This is a genomic window from Rhodococcus tibetensis (assembly GCF_024438035.1).
Lineage (GTDB): Bacteria > Actinomycetota > Actinomycetes > Mycobacteriales > Mycobacteriaceae > Rhodococcus_F > Rhodococcus_F tibetensis.
In genome coordinates, this window is record NZ_JANFQF010000002.1 from 170775 (window position 1) to 186139 (window position 15365).

The 15365-nt window shown below is 65.9% G+C and carries 16 protein-coding genes; 9 read left to right on the plus strand and 7 right to left on the minus strand.

Annotated features, from left to right (window positions below; all coding sequences use genetic code 11):
* Nucleotides 1-11: 11 nt before the first annotated feature.
* Nucleotides 12-1466: a wax ester/triacylglycerol synthase domain-containing protein gene (locus NOF53_RS03510; RefSeq protein WP_255965594.1), complete on the minus strand. Its 1455-nt coding sequence runs from the start codon at nucleotides 1464-1466 to the stop codon at nucleotides 12-14.
* Nucleotides 1467-1725: 259 nt separating this feature from the next.
* On the opposite strand from NOF53_RS03510, the gene NOF53_RS03515 reads away from it, so the two are divergent.
* Nucleotides 1726-2220 (plus strand): DUF2505 domain-containing protein, encoded by a 495-nt coding sequence (locus tag NOF53_RS03515; protein ID WP_255965596.1) that lies wholly within the window; start codon nucleotides 1726-1728, stop codon nucleotides 2218-2220.
* Between the two features lie 10 nt (nucleotides 2221-2230).
* Here NOF53_RS03515 and soxR read toward each other — a convergent pair whose 3' ends face one another.
* Both soxR and NOF53_RS03525 read right to left on the minus strand, forming a co-directional pair.
* Complete coding sequence (gene soxR / locus NOF53_RS03520; RefSeq protein ID WP_308213775.1) at nucleotides 2231-2701, minus strand: redox-sensitive transcriptional activator SoxR; 471 nt, start codon at nucleotides 2699-2701, stop codon at nucleotides 2231-2233.
* 42 nt (nucleotides 2702-2743) lie between these two features.
* Entirely contained in the window at nucleotides 2744-3265 is a 522-nt protein-coding gene (locus tag NOF53_RS03525) for a heme-binding beta-barrel domain-containing protein (protein WP_255965598.1), read from the minus strand.
* A gap of 104 nt (nucleotides 3266-3369) precedes the next feature.
* Here NOF53_RS03525 and arcA point away from each other — a divergent pair, with 104 nt between their 5' ends.
* On the plus strand, nucleotides 3370-4587 hold the full coding sequence (gene arcA, locus NOF53_RS03530; RefSeq protein WP_255965600.1) for an arginine deiminase: 1218 nt from the start codon (nucleotides 3370-3372) through the stop codon (nucleotides 4585-4587).
* Between the two features lie 68 nt (nucleotides 4588-4655).
* On the opposite strand, the gene arsC is transcribed toward arcA, so the two are convergent.
* Nucleotides 4656-5003, minus strand: a complete 348-nt coding sequence (gene arsC, locus NOF53_RS03535; RefSeq protein ID WP_509908950.1) for an arsenate reductase (glutaredoxin) — start codon at nucleotides 5001-5003, stop codon at nucleotides 4656-4658.
* A 112-nt stretch (nucleotides 5004-5115) separates the two neighbouring features.
* Between arsC and NOF53_RS03540 the strand changes: the two genes are divergently transcribed.
* The 4 genes from NOF53_RS03540 (at nucleotide 5116) to NOF53_RS03555 (ending at nucleotide 8445) form a co-directional block, all read left to right on the plus strand.
* A complete protein-coding gene (locus NOF53_RS03540; protein WP_255965806.1) occupies nucleotides 5116-5778 on the plus strand; it encodes an SDR family oxidoreductase in 663 nt (220 codons plus the stop codon).
* Between the two features lie 78 nt (nucleotides 5779-5856).
* Nucleotides 5857-6231 carry a GntR family transcriptional regulator gene (locus NOF53_RS03545; RefSeq protein WP_255965604.1) on the plus strand — a complete coding sequence of 125 codons (375 nt, stop codon included), beginning with the start codon at nucleotides 5857-5859 and terminating at the stop codon, nucleotides 6229-6231.
* 48 nt (nucleotides 6232-6279) lie between these two features.
* Nucleotides 6280-6711, plus strand: a complete 432-nt coding sequence (locus NOF53_RS03550; protein WP_255965606.1) for a DoxX family protein — start codon at nucleotides 6280-6282, stop codon at nucleotides 6709-6711.
* Between the two features lie 84 nt (nucleotides 6712-6795).
* The gene (locus tag NOF53_RS03555) at nucleotides 6796-8445 is read left to right on the plus strand and encodes a BCCT family transporter (protein WP_255965608.1); all 1650 of its coding nucleotides are present in this window, start codon (nucleotides 6796-6798) and stop codon (nucleotides 8443-8445) included.
* A 32-nt stretch (nucleotides 8446-8477) separates the two neighbouring features.
* On the opposite strand, the gene NOF53_RS03560 is transcribed toward NOF53_RS03555, so the two are convergent.
* On the minus strand, nucleotides 8478-10031 hold the full coding sequence (locus tag NOF53_RS03560) for a dolichyl-phosphate-mannose--protein mannosyltransferase (RefSeq protein WP_255965808.1): 1554 nt from the start codon (nucleotides 10029-10031) through the stop codon (nucleotides 8478-8480).
* A gap of 29 nt (nucleotides 10032-10060) precedes the next feature.
* On the opposite strand from NOF53_RS03560, the gene rsmI reads away from it, so the two are divergent.
* Complete coding sequence (gene rsmI, locus NOF53_RS03565) at nucleotides 10061-10891, plus strand: 16S rRNA (cytidine(1402)-2'-O)-methyltransferase (RefSeq protein ID WP_255965610.1); 831 nt, start codon at nucleotides 10061-10063, stop codon at nucleotides 10889-10891.
* A 22-nt stretch (nucleotides 10892-10913) separates the two neighbouring features.
* On the opposite strand, the gene NOF53_RS03570 is transcribed toward rsmI, so the two are convergent.
* Both NOF53_RS03570 and metG read right to left on the minus strand, forming a co-directional pair.
* On the minus strand, nucleotides 10914-12116 hold the full coding sequence (locus tag NOF53_RS03570) for a DUF2786 domain-containing protein (protein WP_255965611.1): 1203 nt from the start codon (nucleotides 12114-12116) through the stop codon (nucleotides 10914-10916).
* A gap of 121 nt (nucleotides 12117-12237) precedes the next feature.
* The gene (gene metG, locus NOF53_RS03575; protein WP_255965613.1) at nucleotides 12238-13797 is read right to left on the minus strand and encodes a methionine--tRNA ligase; all 1560 of its coding nucleotides are present in this window, start codon (nucleotides 13795-13797) and stop codon (nucleotides 12238-12240) included.
* Between the two features lie 133 nt (nucleotides 13798-13930).
* Between metG and NOF53_RS03580 the strand changes: the two genes are divergently transcribed.
* Entirely contained in the window at nucleotides 13931-14773 is an 843-nt protein-coding gene (locus NOF53_RS03580; protein ID WP_255965615.1) for a TatD family hydrolase, read from the plus strand.
* 136 nt (nucleotides 14774-14909) lie between these two features.
* Nucleotides 14910-15350: a DoxX family protein gene (locus tag NOF53_RS03585; protein WP_255965617.1), complete on the plus strand. Its 441-nt coding sequence runs from the start codon at nucleotides 14910-14912 to the stop codon at nucleotides 15348-15350.
* Nucleotides 15351-15365 lie beyond the last annotated feature (15 nt).

Sequence of the window (15365 nt, forward strand, 5' to 3'; positions counted from 1 at the left end):
GGTCCTTTCGTTCATCCACGGCCGAGTTCGACGATTTCGTCGAGGCTCTCCTGTAGGCACAACATGAAACGGGCCGGTTCGGTCACCGCCGCGGTGTCGAGATTGACGCCGATACAACACGTGCCGACGTGCGAGACCAGAGTCGCCATCACGGCACAACCGGGTGCGGGACCGAAGGGGAACATCCGCTCGATCCGGGCTCCCGCGAGGTAGACCGGCACGGGCACACCGGCGACATTGCTGGCCTGCAGGTCCAGACCGCTCGACTGGGCGAGATACCAATTGGCCAGCACCACTGTCGGCATCCGAACCAGAATCGGCGCAGCCGAGTCGAGCAGCCCGAGAGCCGGCTCCTGACGCAAATCGAGGACGATGGCGCGCACCTTCTTGATCCGCTCGATCGGGTCGACCTCCCCGACCGGGCCCGCGAAGCGGGCGGCGGCGAACCGGTTTCCCCCGGTCGGATCCGACGCCACCCGCAGGCTCACCGGCATGCCGACGGGAATCGTATCGATGTCGTGGCCGAAGGACTCGTGATAGCGCCGGAAGCCACCGAGCAGGGCGGCGACGTAGGCGTCGTTGAGTGAAGCTTCCGCTCGGTGAGCGGCCGACCTCAGCTCGTCGACTCCGACCTCGAGCACGCCGAACCAGCGGCCGAGCCCACGGTCGCGCAACAAGGGCGACCCCGCGGCCGGGGGAGGAGTGATCACCCGGCGGATCGAATTGGCGTAACCGACGATGTCGGTGACGGTCCCGACCGGGTCGGTCACGGCGGTCATCGTCGTCCGGGCGGCGCCGCGCACGAGGCCACCGAGTCGACCCGGTGCTCGGCGAACGTTTCCGAGTGCCTGCTCGAAGAACGCGCCGCCGCCCGACATCCGCTCGGGCAGGGGTGGCGGCCGGTCCGGCTTGTCCGGTGACGGCTCGGGACGCCTGCTGTGCAGCAGTGTCATCAACTGAATACCGCCCAGACCGTCCGTGATGCTGTGATGCGTCTTCACGACGTAAATGGCGCGACCGTCCTCGAGTCCCTCGATCAGCATGGCGCGCCAAGGCGGACGCGCGCGGTCGAACGGTTCGGTGGCCAGACGCCGGCACATCCGCAGTGCGTGGTCGAAGGTCGCGGGTTCGGGTAGCCGCACCCGTGTGAGGTGATAGTCCAGGTCGAATTCCGGGTCGACCGACCACATGGGGTTACCCAGCCGCAGCGTGGGTTCGACCACGCGCATCCGGATTCGGGGCACCATATGCGAGGCCCACTCGTGGGCGCGCACCAATCGGTCCCAGTCCGGCGGTCCGTCGAGTACATCGACCGCGACGATCGGCGAACGCAGCTTCGGTTGTGCCTCCTCCATCCGCCACATCCCGGTCTCGAAGTCGGACATCGTGCGGTCCGCTCCCCAGGCGATGTCGGAGATATCGACGTCGACGGCACTCGGTGGTATCAGCGGTTCGCCATCGGCCATGCCCACCCTCATTCGGTTGATCGAGTTGCCTCAACTGGTGCTGTTCCAGTGTGGACCCGAGGCGTAGATCGCACCCCTGATTCGACGGATTGCGCCGGGACTTCCGTTCGGCGAGGCACCAGTCACTCACAGCGGCCCGATAGCGACGGGCAGAGCCCCCGCAAAGTGCGGATGGTCTTCCGGAAACGGTGCCCGCTGGAGATCACGACCACGCCTCCGGACCCCTGCTCGACGGGTGAGCGTGTCGTAGGCTGCCGTCATGGCGAAACGCTTCGAATACTCGGAAGACATCGCGTACCCCGTGGAGCGCGTCCATGCGACGCTGACGGACCAGGTGTTCTGGCGGCACCGATTCGAAGAGGCACCCGAGAAGCTCACGCTGGACGAGAGCGGCGGGCCCGGAACCCTGACGGCGACGATGCGCGACAGCATCAGTGCCTCCTCGCTTCCCGGGCTGGTCCGCAAGGTCGTCTCGGGGGAGCTGAAGGTCGAACGCGCCGACGAATGGGGGCCCCTCGACGGAAACCGGGCCGACGGCCGGATTCGTGGGAACTCCACCGGCATCCCGGTCCGCATCGAGTGCGCCTCGGTGCTTCGGGGTTCGGGGGAAGGCTCGGTGCTGGAGGTCATAGGGTCGGTCGAGGTGAAGATCCCGTTGGTCGGTGGTCAGATCGAGTCACTGATCAAGAAGCTCGTCCGCGACATGGTGGGCCAGGACCGCGACGCGGTCGAGAAATGGCTTGGCGACAGCTGACCGCCGGCGCCTACGAGCAGGTGTTCAGCTCCACGTCGAGCGTCCGCGCGCCGGGCCCGGCACTACCGAGGCGATCGTGACTGTTGACGATCGTGCAGCTGCCCAGCGAGAGGCATCCGCACCCGATACATCCGGTCAGGTTGTCACGTAAGCGAACCAGTTGTTCGATCCGCTGATCCAGTTCCGCGTGCCACCGCGTCGACAACTTCTCCCAGTCCTTGCGGGTCGGCGTTCGCCCCTCGGGCAGGGTGGCGAGGGCGTCCCGGATCTCGGCTAGGGGTATCCCCACTCGCTGGGCAATGCGAATGAACGCCACCCTCCGGAGGGTGTCCCGACGGTACCGCCGCTGGTTGCCGCTGGTGCGGCGACTGGTGATGAGACCTTCGCGCTCGTAGAAGTGGAGAGCGGACACGGCCACGCCGCTGCGCTCCGACAGCTGGCCGGGTGTGAGTTCCTTCGCTTTCCATTCGGGCATCTCCACATCGGGCACCTTTCACCGGAGGTACCCGAACAGTACTCGAGGTCAGTCGAGGCGGAGGTGACCGTGCAGGTGGTGGGTGAGCGGTGTGGGTCCGTGCGCCATCCACAAGTCGTACGTGAGGTCATTGCCCCGCACCGACAGCTTCCTGCGCACGTTGTGTACCGGCTTCGCGTCCGGAGACGCGGACAGCGACAGCATCGACAACTCGATGGTGCCCTCGCGAATCTGACCACGATGAATCTCGACGAAACCGGTGGGCTGGGCAATGAGAAGTTCAGCCTCGTCCTCGGCTACCAGCCGCAGATAACCCGACTCGGAGTGCAAGGGACGTCCGTCGTCTGTGGCCCACGTTCGGGACCGATACCCGAGAAACGGCTTACCGCTCGCCGTGAACTCGATTTCCTCGGTGTACGCGAAGTCGTCGATCGTCGGATAGGCGCCCTTGCCGTCCCCCACCCAACGTCCGGCGAACGGGGCCAACGCGGGTGGCACGGACGGACCGGGCGCGGTCGCCGGAACAGACGGACCGGCTGTCGCAGTAGATCGACTCGACTCTTCCTCCATGAGTACCTCCGCCGTCTCACGCTACTCGTCCCCGCAAGACGTGACGCGTTCGGCGACGGAGTGTTTGGCGTGCCTGCGACGCCCGACCGCATTACCGTCTAGGCATGAACGCGTCCGGTTCTGCGCCGCTGGGAGCCAACTCCGAAGTGGGGCAGCTTCGTGCCGTCCTTCTGCACCGGCCCGGGGACGAACTGAAGCGGCTGACACCCCGCAACAACGACCAACTGCTCTTCGACGGGCTGCCGTGGGTGGACCGCGCGCAGGAGGAACACGACGCGTTCGCCGACGTGCTGCGCAGCCGGGGAGTCGAGGTACTGCTGCTGTCCGAACTGCTCACCGAGACGCTCGCCGCCAGCGGCGCGGCCCGCATGCAAGGGATCGGCGCTGCGGTGGATCCGCGCAAGCTCGGGCACACACTCGCGCAGGAACTGGCCGCCCACCTGCGCGGTGTGCCCGCCCAGGACCTGTCCACCATTCTCACTGCGGGCATGACCTTCGACGAACTCCCGGTGGCGGCGAGCAGTGCGTCGCTGGTCCGGCGCATGCATCACGGCGGCGACTTCGTCATCGACCCGCTCCCTAATCTGCTGTTCACCCGGGACTCGTCGGTGTGGATCGGCCCGCGCGTGGCCATCACCTCGCTGGCCTTGCCGGCGCGCGTGCGGGAAACGTCGCTCACCGACATCATCTACGCCCACCATCCCCGGTTCCGTGGTGCCCGGCGCGCCTACGAATCACACACAGCCCCCGTCGAAGGCGGCGACGTCCTGCTGCTCGCGCCTGGTGTCGTCGCCGTGGGAGTGGGGGAGCGCACCACCCCAGCCGGTGCGGAGGCCTTGGCGCGCAGCGTGTTCGAGGACGAACTCGCTCATACCGTACTGGTGGTTCCGATCGCGCAGTCGAGGGCGTCGATGCACCTCGACACCGTCTGCACGATGGTGGACCACGACGCGGTCGTGATGTACCCCGTCATCCAGGACACGCTGTCGGCGTTCACGATTCACCGCGAAGACAAAGGTGTGTCCATCCGCGGCGCCGACCCCTTCCTGATCGCTGCCGCCGAGGCGATGGGAATCGGGAAGTTGCGGGTCATCGATACCGGACTCGACAACGTCACCGCCGAACGCGAGCAGTGGGACGACGGAAACAACACACTCGCCCTGGCGCCGGGAGTCGTCGTCGCCTACGAACGCAACGCCGAAACCAACGCCCGCCTCGAAGCGTCGGGCATCGAGGTCCTGCGGATCGCCGGCTCCGAACTGGGGTCGGGCCGCGGCGGGCCGCGCTGCATGTCCTGTCCGGTGGCCCGTGACTCGCTGTAGGCGGCTTCGCCGCCCGTGCGTGGTTGACGAGTGCAGGGACTCCTCAACCACGCACGGGCGCGCAGCGCCTAAAGGATATCGGCGACCTTCGTGGCCGGGCGAGCCAGCACAGTGCCCTTGTCCGTCACGACGATCGGTCGTTCGATGAGGATGGGATGCTCCGTCATGGCGTCGAGCAGTTCATCCTCCGACGCCTGAGCCAGGGCCAGCTCCTTGTAGACCGCTTCCTTCTTGCGGATGGCCTCGCTCGGCTTCAGTCCGGCGTCGCCGAGCAGCTTGCGCAGAGCGTCCCGCGTGGGCGGCGTCTCGAGGTACTTCACGACGGTGGGTTCGATGCCCGCGTCCCGGATCAGTCCCAGGACGGTACGGGAGGTGCTGCAGCGTTGGTTGTGGTAGATCGTCGCGGTGTTCGCCATGAAGGACATTCTGCACCCGGGAACAAACGAACCGGTACCGTGCGCTGCACTGTGCGTACGTGGAACAGTCGACTACAGAGGGAGATCGACCATGGCCGAGCACTCGAACAGCATGCCCCGCCGCATCGTCGTCGCGGGTGGGCACGGGAAGATCGCACGCCATCTGACCAAGCTACTGACCGCGAGAGGAGACCGTGCCGTGGCCCTGATCCGCAATCCGGACCACGAGCACGCCGTGGCAGCGCTCGGCGCCGAGCCGGTGGTCATCGACCTCGAGAATTCGACCGTCGACGACGTCGCGAAGGTTCTGCTGGGTGCGGACGCCACAGTGTTCGCTGCCGGTGCCGGCCCGGGTAGCGGAGTGGAGCGCAAGGACACCGTCGACCGCGGCGCCGCCGTGCTGCTCGCCGAAGCCGCCGAGAAGGCGGGGGTGCGCCGGTTCGTTCAGGTCAGTTCGTTCGGTGCCGGTGAGCCGATCCCGGAAGGAACCGACGACGTGTTCGCCGCCTACCTCGTCGCCAAGACTTCGGCCGAGGAAGATTTGCGTGCGCGCACTTTTCTGGACTGGACGATTCTCCGGCCCGGTGGGTTGATCGACGACGAATCGACAGGGCACGTCACCCTCGCCGCCCCGCCCCTCGAGCGCGGTACCGTGCCGCGGGCCGATGTCGCCGCCGTGATCGTGGCGCTTCTCGACGATCCGAGTACCGCGACGAAGACCCTCATGCTGACGTCCGGGCCGACCCCTGTCGAGGACGCCGTCGCGGCGCTGTGACCAGCTGCGGTCGCCGGCAACCATTGCGGCGTCGTCCCCTCCCCACTACGGTCTGATACAACGCCTGGAACAACGGAGGTGGCGCCGGCCGTGCACATCGACATCGATCCGGACTCGCCGACAGCTCCGTTCGACCAGTTACGGCTACAGATCATCGAGCAGGTGCGCACAGGCCGGCTGATCGCCGGTACGAAGATCCCGACGGTCCGCGCCCTGGCCGTCGAGGTGGGGCTGGCCCCCAACACCGTTGCGAAGGCGTACCGCGAGCTCGGCGAGCAGGGCGTCATCGAAAGCCGGGGCAAGCAGGGCACCTTCATCGCTGGTGGTGGGGATCCCATCCGCGTCGGTGGCGAGAAGGCGGCCACCCGATACGTGCAGGAACTGCGCAAGCTGGGCGTCTCCGACGAAGAAATCCTCGATTTCGTGCAGTCGGCCCTCCGCGGCGCCGGCTGAGCCGCGCTTCATCCAGAAGGAGCGATTGCAGAAAGGGAAACACTCGGTATGGCCTCCGCACTGTTTCGTGACCTCTCGATTCTGATCGCGCGCATCGGGCTGGGCGTTGTTTTCGTCGCGCACGGCTGGCAGAAGTTCTTCGAATTCGGCGTGAACGCGACCCAAGCGTCGTTTGCCGACATGGGAGTACCCCTGCCCGACATCTCGGCGATAGCGGCAGCCACGATCGAACTTGCGGGCGGCTTCGCGCTCATCGTGGGATTGGCCACACCGGTGGCCGGATTCCTCCTCTTTCTCGACATGCTCGGTGCGCTGATCCTCGTGCACGCAGACAAGGGTGTGTTCGTTTCCGAGGGTGGGTACGAACTCGTCGTCGCACTGGGCGTGGGCTCGCTTCTTCTGGCCGTCATCGGTGCCGGGCGCCTCGGTATCGACGGCCTGATCGGACGGGGTGCGGGATGGGGCAGAGCCGCGGTGTGACGATCTGCGCGCAGCGGCCTTCGTTCAGAGGCCGACCTGCACCCAGCTTGCATTTACTCCCGTCAGTGACCAACGTATTTGTTCATGGCAATGAATACTGATCTGCCGGATCACCAATCCGAGTCTCCGAATGCGACAGCATCCGACGGGCTGAAGCGGATCGGTGTTCGCACCGATTACGTTGTATTTTCCATCGCTGCCGCGGCCGTGGCGCTCATCGTCGTGTGGGGTCTCGCGGCCCCCGATAACCTCGATTCGACCACCGGGAAGGCACTCTCGTGGTTGGTCACCGACCTCGGGTGGCTGTTCGTTCTGTCGGCGTCCGGCTTCGTGCTCTTCTCGTTGTGGCTCGCGTTCAGCCGGTTCGGTCACATTCCGCTCGGTAAGGACGGCGAGAAGCCGGAGTTTCGCACGGTCAGCTGGATCGCGATGATGTTCAGCGCGGGCATGGGTATCGGGTTGATGTTCTTCGGTGTCGCCGAGCCGCTCGCGCACTACGTCGCGCCGCCGCCCGGCACCGACGGTGGTGTTGGAACGGCGATGGCCACCACTATGTTCCACTGGAGCCTGCATCCATGGGCGATGTATGCCGTGGTTGGTTTGTCGATTGCGTACGGTTCGTACCGCAAGGGACGCAAGCAGCTGTTCAGCTCGGCGTTCGTTCCCCTGCTCGGCCGGCGCGCGGAAGGCCCGATCGGGAAGTTCATCGATGTGCTCGCGATCTTCGCGACGCTGTTCGGTACCGCTGCCTCGCTTGGTCTCGGGGCCCTGCAGATCGGCTCGGGTTTTCAGGTTGTCGGGTGGATGTCCGAGGTCAGCACCTTCCTGCTCGTCGCCATTGTCGCGCTCCTGACTCTCGCTTTCGTGGCGTCCGCGGTGTCGGGTGTCTCGAAGGGCATCCAGTGGCTGTCCAACACCAACATGGTGCTCGCCGTCGTGCTGGCGCTGTTCGTGTTCGTGGTGGGTCCGACGGTCCTCATCTTGAACCTGCTGCCGACGACGATCGGGGCCTACGCTGCCGAACTGGCGCAGATGTCGGCGCGAACCGGGGCGTCATCCGATCCGGCGACCGGTGAGTGGCTGTCGTCGTGGACCATCTTCTACTGGGCGTGGTGGATCTCGTGGACCCCGTTTGTCGGCATGTTCCTGGCGCGTATCAGCCGCGGCCGGACCATTCGTCAGTTCGTTTTCGGAGTCATCCTTGTTCCGAGTGTGGTCAGCCTCGTCTGGTTCGCCATCTTCGGTGGCGCGGGCATCGGTGAGCAGCGCGACGGTATCGACCTTGCCGGGCAGGACACCCAGGAAGGGCAACTGTTCGGGATGCTCGACCACCTGCCGCTCACCGGCATCACCACCGTTCTGGTGATGGTGCTCGTCGCCATCTTCTTCGTATCCGGTGCTGATGCCGCTTCCATGGTGATGGGCACACTCTCGCAGCGCGGTTCCCTCGATCCGCAGCGCTGGGTGGTCGTCTTCTGGGGTGTGCTGACCGGTGGTGTTGCTGCCCTGATCCTGTGGACCGGTGGTGACACAGCCCTGGACGGACTGCAGACGATGACGATCATCGCGGCCGCACCGTTCGTCATCGTGATGATCGGTTTGTGTCTGTCTCTGTACAAGGATCTCTCGCGTGATTCGCTCGTCGTCGAAGCCAGGGAGATGCGGCGGGAGCTTCGGAAAGTGGTGGCGAACCGACGTCGCTCGCCCAGTTCCGTCGAGAATCCGCGCGGCTGAACGGTCAGCGCCAGCTGGGTCAATTGGGACGGTCAGCGCCAGCTCGGTAGCCACAGCTGGTGCTGCCACATCTGTGGTGTGATCGGCAGACCGGTGAGGATGGGCCACAGCCAGATGAAGTTGGCCACCACCAGTCCCACATAGAGGCACACGGCGAGCAGCCCGGTGCCGCGACGTTCGTACGACGACGTGGCCCTGCCGAGGATGTCGCCGAGGACCAGCGCGATACCCATCACCATGAACGGCGCGAGGGCCACCGCGTAGAAGTAGTACATCTGGCGGTCGAGGGTGGTCAGCCACGGCAGGAAGGCGGCAGCGTACCCGGTGAGCACGGTTGCGTATCGCCAGTCCTTGCGGACTACCGTCTGCCACAACGCCCACGCGAGCATCGGCAACGCGAGCCACCACATCGCGGGAGTGCCGACGAGCATGACCGCCTTGACGCAGCTGGACGCACTGCATCCGGAGACGTGGCCGCCCTCGGCGAAGTAGTACAGCATCGGGCGAAGGCCCATCGGCCACGTCCACGGCTTCGACTCCCACGGGTGATGGTTGCCCGCGGAGTTGGTGAGACCAGCGTGGAATTCGAGGACGTTGCCGCTGTAGTACCACAGCGACCGCAGCGCGGACGGGAGGAACGACCAGGTTCCGCCCGTTCCGATCTCGTTGCCCACCGCGTGCCGATCGACTCCGGTCTCGCTGGCGAACCAGGCCCAGTAGCTGCCGAGATAGACGAACAGAGGCACGACGACCAGTGCGTACAGCGCCGGGCCGACATCCCGGATGCCGGTGCCGGACCATGGACGCTGCACCCCGTACGCCCGTCGGGCCGCCACGTCGAAACACACGCTGAGCAACCCGAAGAAGACGATGAAGTAGATGCCCGACCACTTGGTTCCGCACGCCAGCCCCAGCATGATTCCGGCGCCGAAACGCCACCAACGCACGCCGAGACGCGGCCCCCATTCGCTGTCGCCGATCCGCCCCTCGTCGTGGACACGGGCCATTCGCTCGCGGACCTCGTCGCGGTCCACGACGAGACAACCGAGGGCGGCGACGGCGAAGAGGGCCAAGAAGATGTCCAGCATGCCCAGTCGGGAGGACACGAAGGTGACACCGTCTGCGACGAGCAGGATGCCCGCGAGACCACCGAGGAGAGTGGACCGGCTCAATCGCCTGACGATGCGAATCACGAGCAGGACGAGAATCGTGCCTGCCACTGCCGACGCGAACCGCCATCCCCAGCCGTTGTAGCCGAAGATCGCCTCGCCCATCGCGATCAGTTGTTTTCCGATCGGTGGATGCACCACCAGGCCGTACCCGGGGTTGTCCTCGATCCAGCCGCCGGTGAGAACCTGCCACCCCTGTGGCGCGTAGTGCTTCTCGTCGAACACGGGTGTGCCCGCGTCGGTGGGGTACCCCAGCATCGTGAACCGGGTGATCGCCGCGATCGCCGTGACGAACAGCGTCACTACCCAACCGCGGGCACGGTCCACGGGGCCGAAACCGGGGGGAGGGGCGAGGGGCGCCGGACTGACCACCGACGACTGTCGTGCGGAGGGCGTCGGTCGCTCGTCCGTCAACATCGTCACGCGGCAATCGTAGGCTGTGGGTCATGACTGGTCGCCTAGTGCTCGCCGCAACACCGATGGGGGACGTGGGTGACGCCTCGCCGAGGCTGCGTACGGCGCTGGAAACGGCCGACGTCGTCGCCGCGGAGGACACCCGTCGCACCAAGGCCTTGGCGTCCGCGCTCGAGGTGACGATCAGCGGAAAGGTGGTCAGCTTCTACGACCAGGTGGAGGTGGCACGCCTGCCTGCGCTCGTGGCCGACGTGGCGGCGGGCAAAACGGTGCTCCTCGTGACCGACGCGGGGATGCCTTCGGTGAGCGACCCCGGCTATCGGCTGGTGTCCGCATGTGTCGCCGAGGACCTGGCAGTCACGTGTCTGCCGGGACCGTCGGCGGTGACGACTGCCCTGGCCCTGTCGGGGCTCCCAGTGGAGCGCTTCTGTTTCGACGGCTTCCCGCCCCGCAAACAGGGCCAGCGCAAATCGTGGTTGCAGGCGTTGGTGAACGAGCAGCGAGCGTGCGTGTTCTTCGAGGCACCCCACCGCCTCGCCGACTGCCTCGCCGACGCCGTGGTGGTTCTCGGCGGCACCCGCCGAGCCGCCGTCTGCCGCGAACTGACCAAGACCTACGAGGAGGTACGCCGCGGCACCCTCTCCGAACTCGCCGAATGGGCGGCCGAGGGGGTACGCGGTGAGATCACGGTGGTGGTGGAAGGGGCCACCATCGTGGCGTCCGATCCCGCTGACCTCGTCGACGAGGTGGAACGACTGGTTGCCGACGGCACCCGACTGAAGGATGCGTGCGCGTTGGTTGCCACCCCGGGTGTGTCGAAACGCGAGTTGTACGAGACCGTCCTGGCGTCGCGGAAGGCGTAGAACTCCGGGGAGGTCGCCGCCGCTACCGCCGTAGTGCCCGCTCACCAGGCGCCAGGGTGGCGTCGTCCGCGGCCGCCTGCCCGGCGTACCAACCGTGCGCGTCTACGGCCCTTCCCCGTGCTTTGCGGGTACGAGGAAACAGGCGGTCGAACTCGGCGTCGACAGCTTCGGACTTCGTGGCGAGAATCGGCAGGAGGTCGTCGACCGGGATCGACGCCTCGTCGGCGGCCTCAACTGTTGCTCGGCTGTCGGCGTCGCGTAACCGCTGGCCGATCCGGCTCGCAAACCCTGCGAGGAAACCTTTGCGGAAGGACGTGGTGCGGGAACCGCTGCGACTGTCCGCATCGGCGAATTGCATTGCCCGCGTAGCCTGCACCAGCAGAGAAGTGAAGAGCATGTCGACCTGCTGCAGGTCGAGGGGTGTTCCCACCACCGTGGCGATGGCCAGCGAACTGAACCACACGGTGCGCACCCGGTTGGAGTCACCGATCTCGGTGAGCAGGTGCACCTTCTCCTTGACATAGGGATTCTCGAGGTGGATCCGGCGACTGTGGACCGCGGTGTTTCCCGAGCCGTTCTGGGTGTGGAGGAGGGCGGCGTTGATGGCGTAGCGGGTCATCAACTCCTGGGCCTTCGCGGTGAAGATTTCGGCTTCCTCGGCGAAGTCCGTGGCCTCCGCCTTGGCGAGCAGACCGCGGATTCTGTTGAGTACCTTGGCGTCAGCCTCAGTGTTGTTGCTCGCGACCTCGCTGACCTCGGCCCGGACCCTGGGCCACGTGGACGGCGGGGGAGTGAGGACGGTCCACCCGGGCAGGTCGGTCCAGGCCAGGGAGAGGTCCGTCAACTGGTAGACGGAGTGGTACGGATCTTCGAAGAGCAAACCCGCCGCAAGGGCGCGCACGCCCGCATCACTGGACGTGTTGTCCGTCGCGTCGCTCACCCGGTCCGAAATGCGTTGTGCCAGGTCCGAAGCGGCGGGGTATTGCTCGCCGATGGTGCGGAGTTGTTCGAGCCAGTCCTGTGGCGCGCGGTCGTGGGCGCGGGTTTGCTCCGCCTCGTGCAGGATGAGCGCGGCGGCGAGAGGGGCGTCAGCCGGCTCCTTCGATCTGCGCGCCAGATGGAGAACGTCGGCGGGTTGCCAGCCGCGCTCGTACGCGGCCGACAACTCTCCCAGGAGGGTATGGACGGCGGCCGCCGCCGGCGGGCTCACTTCATCGTCGAACACGCGCGCTCCCCTCCCGAATCCGCTACTGCCGAATCCACCGTGTGAAGATCGAATGTATGTTCTATTGGCCGCCATGGGGAGAAGTGTGCATGCAGGGTCCGACAATTCGGCCCTGCACGGGTCACTCGTCCACGTAACGTGGGAAAACGCCCGAGGGTGCGGGCAGCGGCGTGCCGGCCACGATGCGGGTGGTGAGGTCGGCGAACTGTCGTGCCTCAGCCTTCTGGCCCAGCAGGTCCAGAATCTTCTCCGCTGCGTTCGGCATCACCGGCTGCACCAGAATTCCGACGATGCGCACCACCTCGAGCGTCACATACAGCACCGTGGCCATTCGGGCGGGGTCCGTCTTGCGCAGCACCCACGGTTCCTGCTTGGAGAAGTACCGGTTGGTCTCACCGAGAACCGACCAGATCGCTTCCAGTGCGAGGTGCAACGCCTGGACGTCGTACTCGGCGCGGCACTTGGCCAGTAGAGCGTCGGCCGACGCGAGCATCGCGGTGTCTTCGTCGGTGAGTTCGCCGGGCGTCGGAACCTGGGCGTCACAGTTCTTCGCCACCATCGACAGTGAGCGCTGGGCCAGGTTGCCCAGCTCGTTGGCCAGGTCGGCATTGATGCGCGTGACGATGGCCTCGTGGCTGTAGCTGCCGTCCTGCCCGTACGAGATCTCCCGCAACAGGAAGAAGCGGACGGCGTCGAGGCCGTACTGCTCGACCATGGCGACCGGGTCGACGACGTTGCCGACCGACTTCGACATCTTCTCGCCCTTGTTGTAGAGGAACCCGTGCACGAAGACCCGCTTCGGCAACTCGATCCCCGCCGACATGAGGAATGCCGGCCAGTACACGGTGTGGAATCGGGTGATGTCCTTGCCGATGATGTGGAGATTCGCGGGCCAGAACTTGCCGAACTGCTCGGACTCCGTGTCGGGGTAGCCGGCGCCGGTGAGGTAGTTGGTGAGGGCGTCGACCCACACGTACATGACGTGCTCGGGGTGTTCGGGAACCGGAACGCCCCAGTCGAAGGTGGTACGGGAGATCGACAGATCCTTCAGGCCGCCCTTGACGAAGCTGACGATTTCGTTGCGGCGCGTCGCCGGCGCGATGAAGTCCGGGTTCTCCTCGTACAACCGCAGCAGCTTGTCCTGATACTCGGACAGCTTGAAGAAGTAGGTCGACTCCTCGGTCCACTCGACCGGCGTCCCGGTCTCGGTGGACAGCCGCGAGCCGTCCTCCTGGAGCGTCGTCTCGGCCTCGGTGTAAAAGGCTTCGTCCCGCACCGAGTACCAGCCCGAGTACGTGTCCAGGTAGATGTCACCGCCCTCGAGCATCTTCTGCCAGATCGCCTTGCTGGCTTCTTCGTGATCGGTATCCGTGGTGCGGATGAACCGGTCGTACGAAATGTTCAAGGTCTTGTCGAGGGCCTCGAACACGTCGGAGTTCCTGGCGGCGAGCTCGCGGACGTCGATACCTTCCTTGATCGCCGTCTGCTGCATCTTCAGGCCGTGCTCGTCGGTTCCGGTCAGGAAGAAGACGTCGAACCCGTCGAGGCGCTTGAATCGTGCCAGTGCGTCCGAGGAGATGTACTCGTACGCGTGACCGATGTGCGGGACGCCGTTGGGGTACGCGATCGCCGTCGTCAGGTAGAAAGGTGGCCGCGAAGCGGTGGAGTCAGCAGCATTCATGGTGCGACCACTCTATCTGCGCCGCGCGCTTCCGCGACGCGCAGATTGGGGTAGGCCCGAAATGCGGATCTCTGTCTCACGCGGCGCGTGGGGGCATTGGCGTTCGCGCGGGGTTGCCGTCGACAATGTGCGCATGAGCAAAGACCGTCCCGCGCCCGAAGCGCCACAACCACTGTTTCCGCTCGTCGATGCGCACACTCATCTCGACGCGTGTGGAGCGTCGGACGCTGCGAGTGTCAGGAAGATCGTGGACCGGGCGGCCGCTGTCGGTGTGGAACGAGTGGTCACCGTGGCCGACGATCTCGATGCCGCACGGTTCGCCGTCGATGCGGCGAACTGGGATGCACGGGTGTACGCCGCCGTCGCCATCCACCCGACGAGGGCCAATGTCCTCGACGACTCCACCAAGGCGGAGATCGAGCGACTGGCTGATGATCCGCGCGTGGTGGCCGTGGGGGAGACGGGCCTCGACTTCTACTGGCCGGGAAAACTCGACGGCTGCGCCACCGTGCCGGAGCAGGAGGAGGGCTTCCGGTGGCACATCGACCTGGCGAAACGGCTGGGGAAAACCCTGATGATCCACAACAGGGACGCAGATCAGGCGCTGCTGGAAGTGCTGCGCGAGGAGGGAGCGCCCGAGGTGGTGGTCTTCCATTGCTTCTCCTCGGATGCGGCGATGGCGCGTGAATGCATCGAGGCCGGGTACGTTCTCAGTTTCTCGGGCACCGTCAGCTTCAAGAACGCGAAGGCGTTGCGGGAGGCGGCGCCCCTCGTGCCCGCCGACCAACTGATCGTCGAGACGGACGCCCCGTTCCTCACCCCGCATCCGTTCCGGGGAGCTCCCAACGAGCCGTACTGCCTGCCGTACACCGTGCGGGCCCTGGCCGAGGTTCGCGGCGAGGAGCCGGGAGCGCTGGCACGAGCGTCGACAATTACCGCGGAGCGGGTATACGGCCTGCGGCCCGTGAGTGGTTAGCGAGTCCAGCGACTCCTCGACCGCGCACAGGGCCGAAGGCCCTATGTTGAAGTTTCAACTAAGACATTCTAGGCTGATGGCCGTCACGTAACGGTCGTCCCGATCCGCGGGGACGCCTCGATGAAAGGCATGGTCAATGAACAACCCCGCAGTTCGCAATCTCGGAATTCTCATCGCCCGGGTAGGCATCGGAGTCATCTTCCTCGCGCACGGGTGGCAGAAGGCCTTCACCAACGGACTGGACAAGCAGACGGCCGGATTCGAGAGCATGGGTGTCCCTCTCCCCGGCATCTCGGCGTTTGTGGTCACCTGGCTCGAAATCATCGGCGGTCTCGCTCTGATCGTCGGGGCTGCAGTGCCGGTCTTCGGCATCCTGCTGTTCCTCGACATGGTGGGCGCCTTCTTCATCGCGCACATCGACAAGGGCATTTTCGCCAGTGAGGGCGGGTACGAACTGGTCCTCGCCCTCGGCGTCGGCTCCCTGCTTCTCGCGGTGGTCGGCTCCGGCAAGTTCGGTGTCGACGGCCTGCTCGGTGCGAAGCTGCCCTGGGCGACGAAGGAAACCGCAAGCGTCTGACCCCCGGACGTGGAG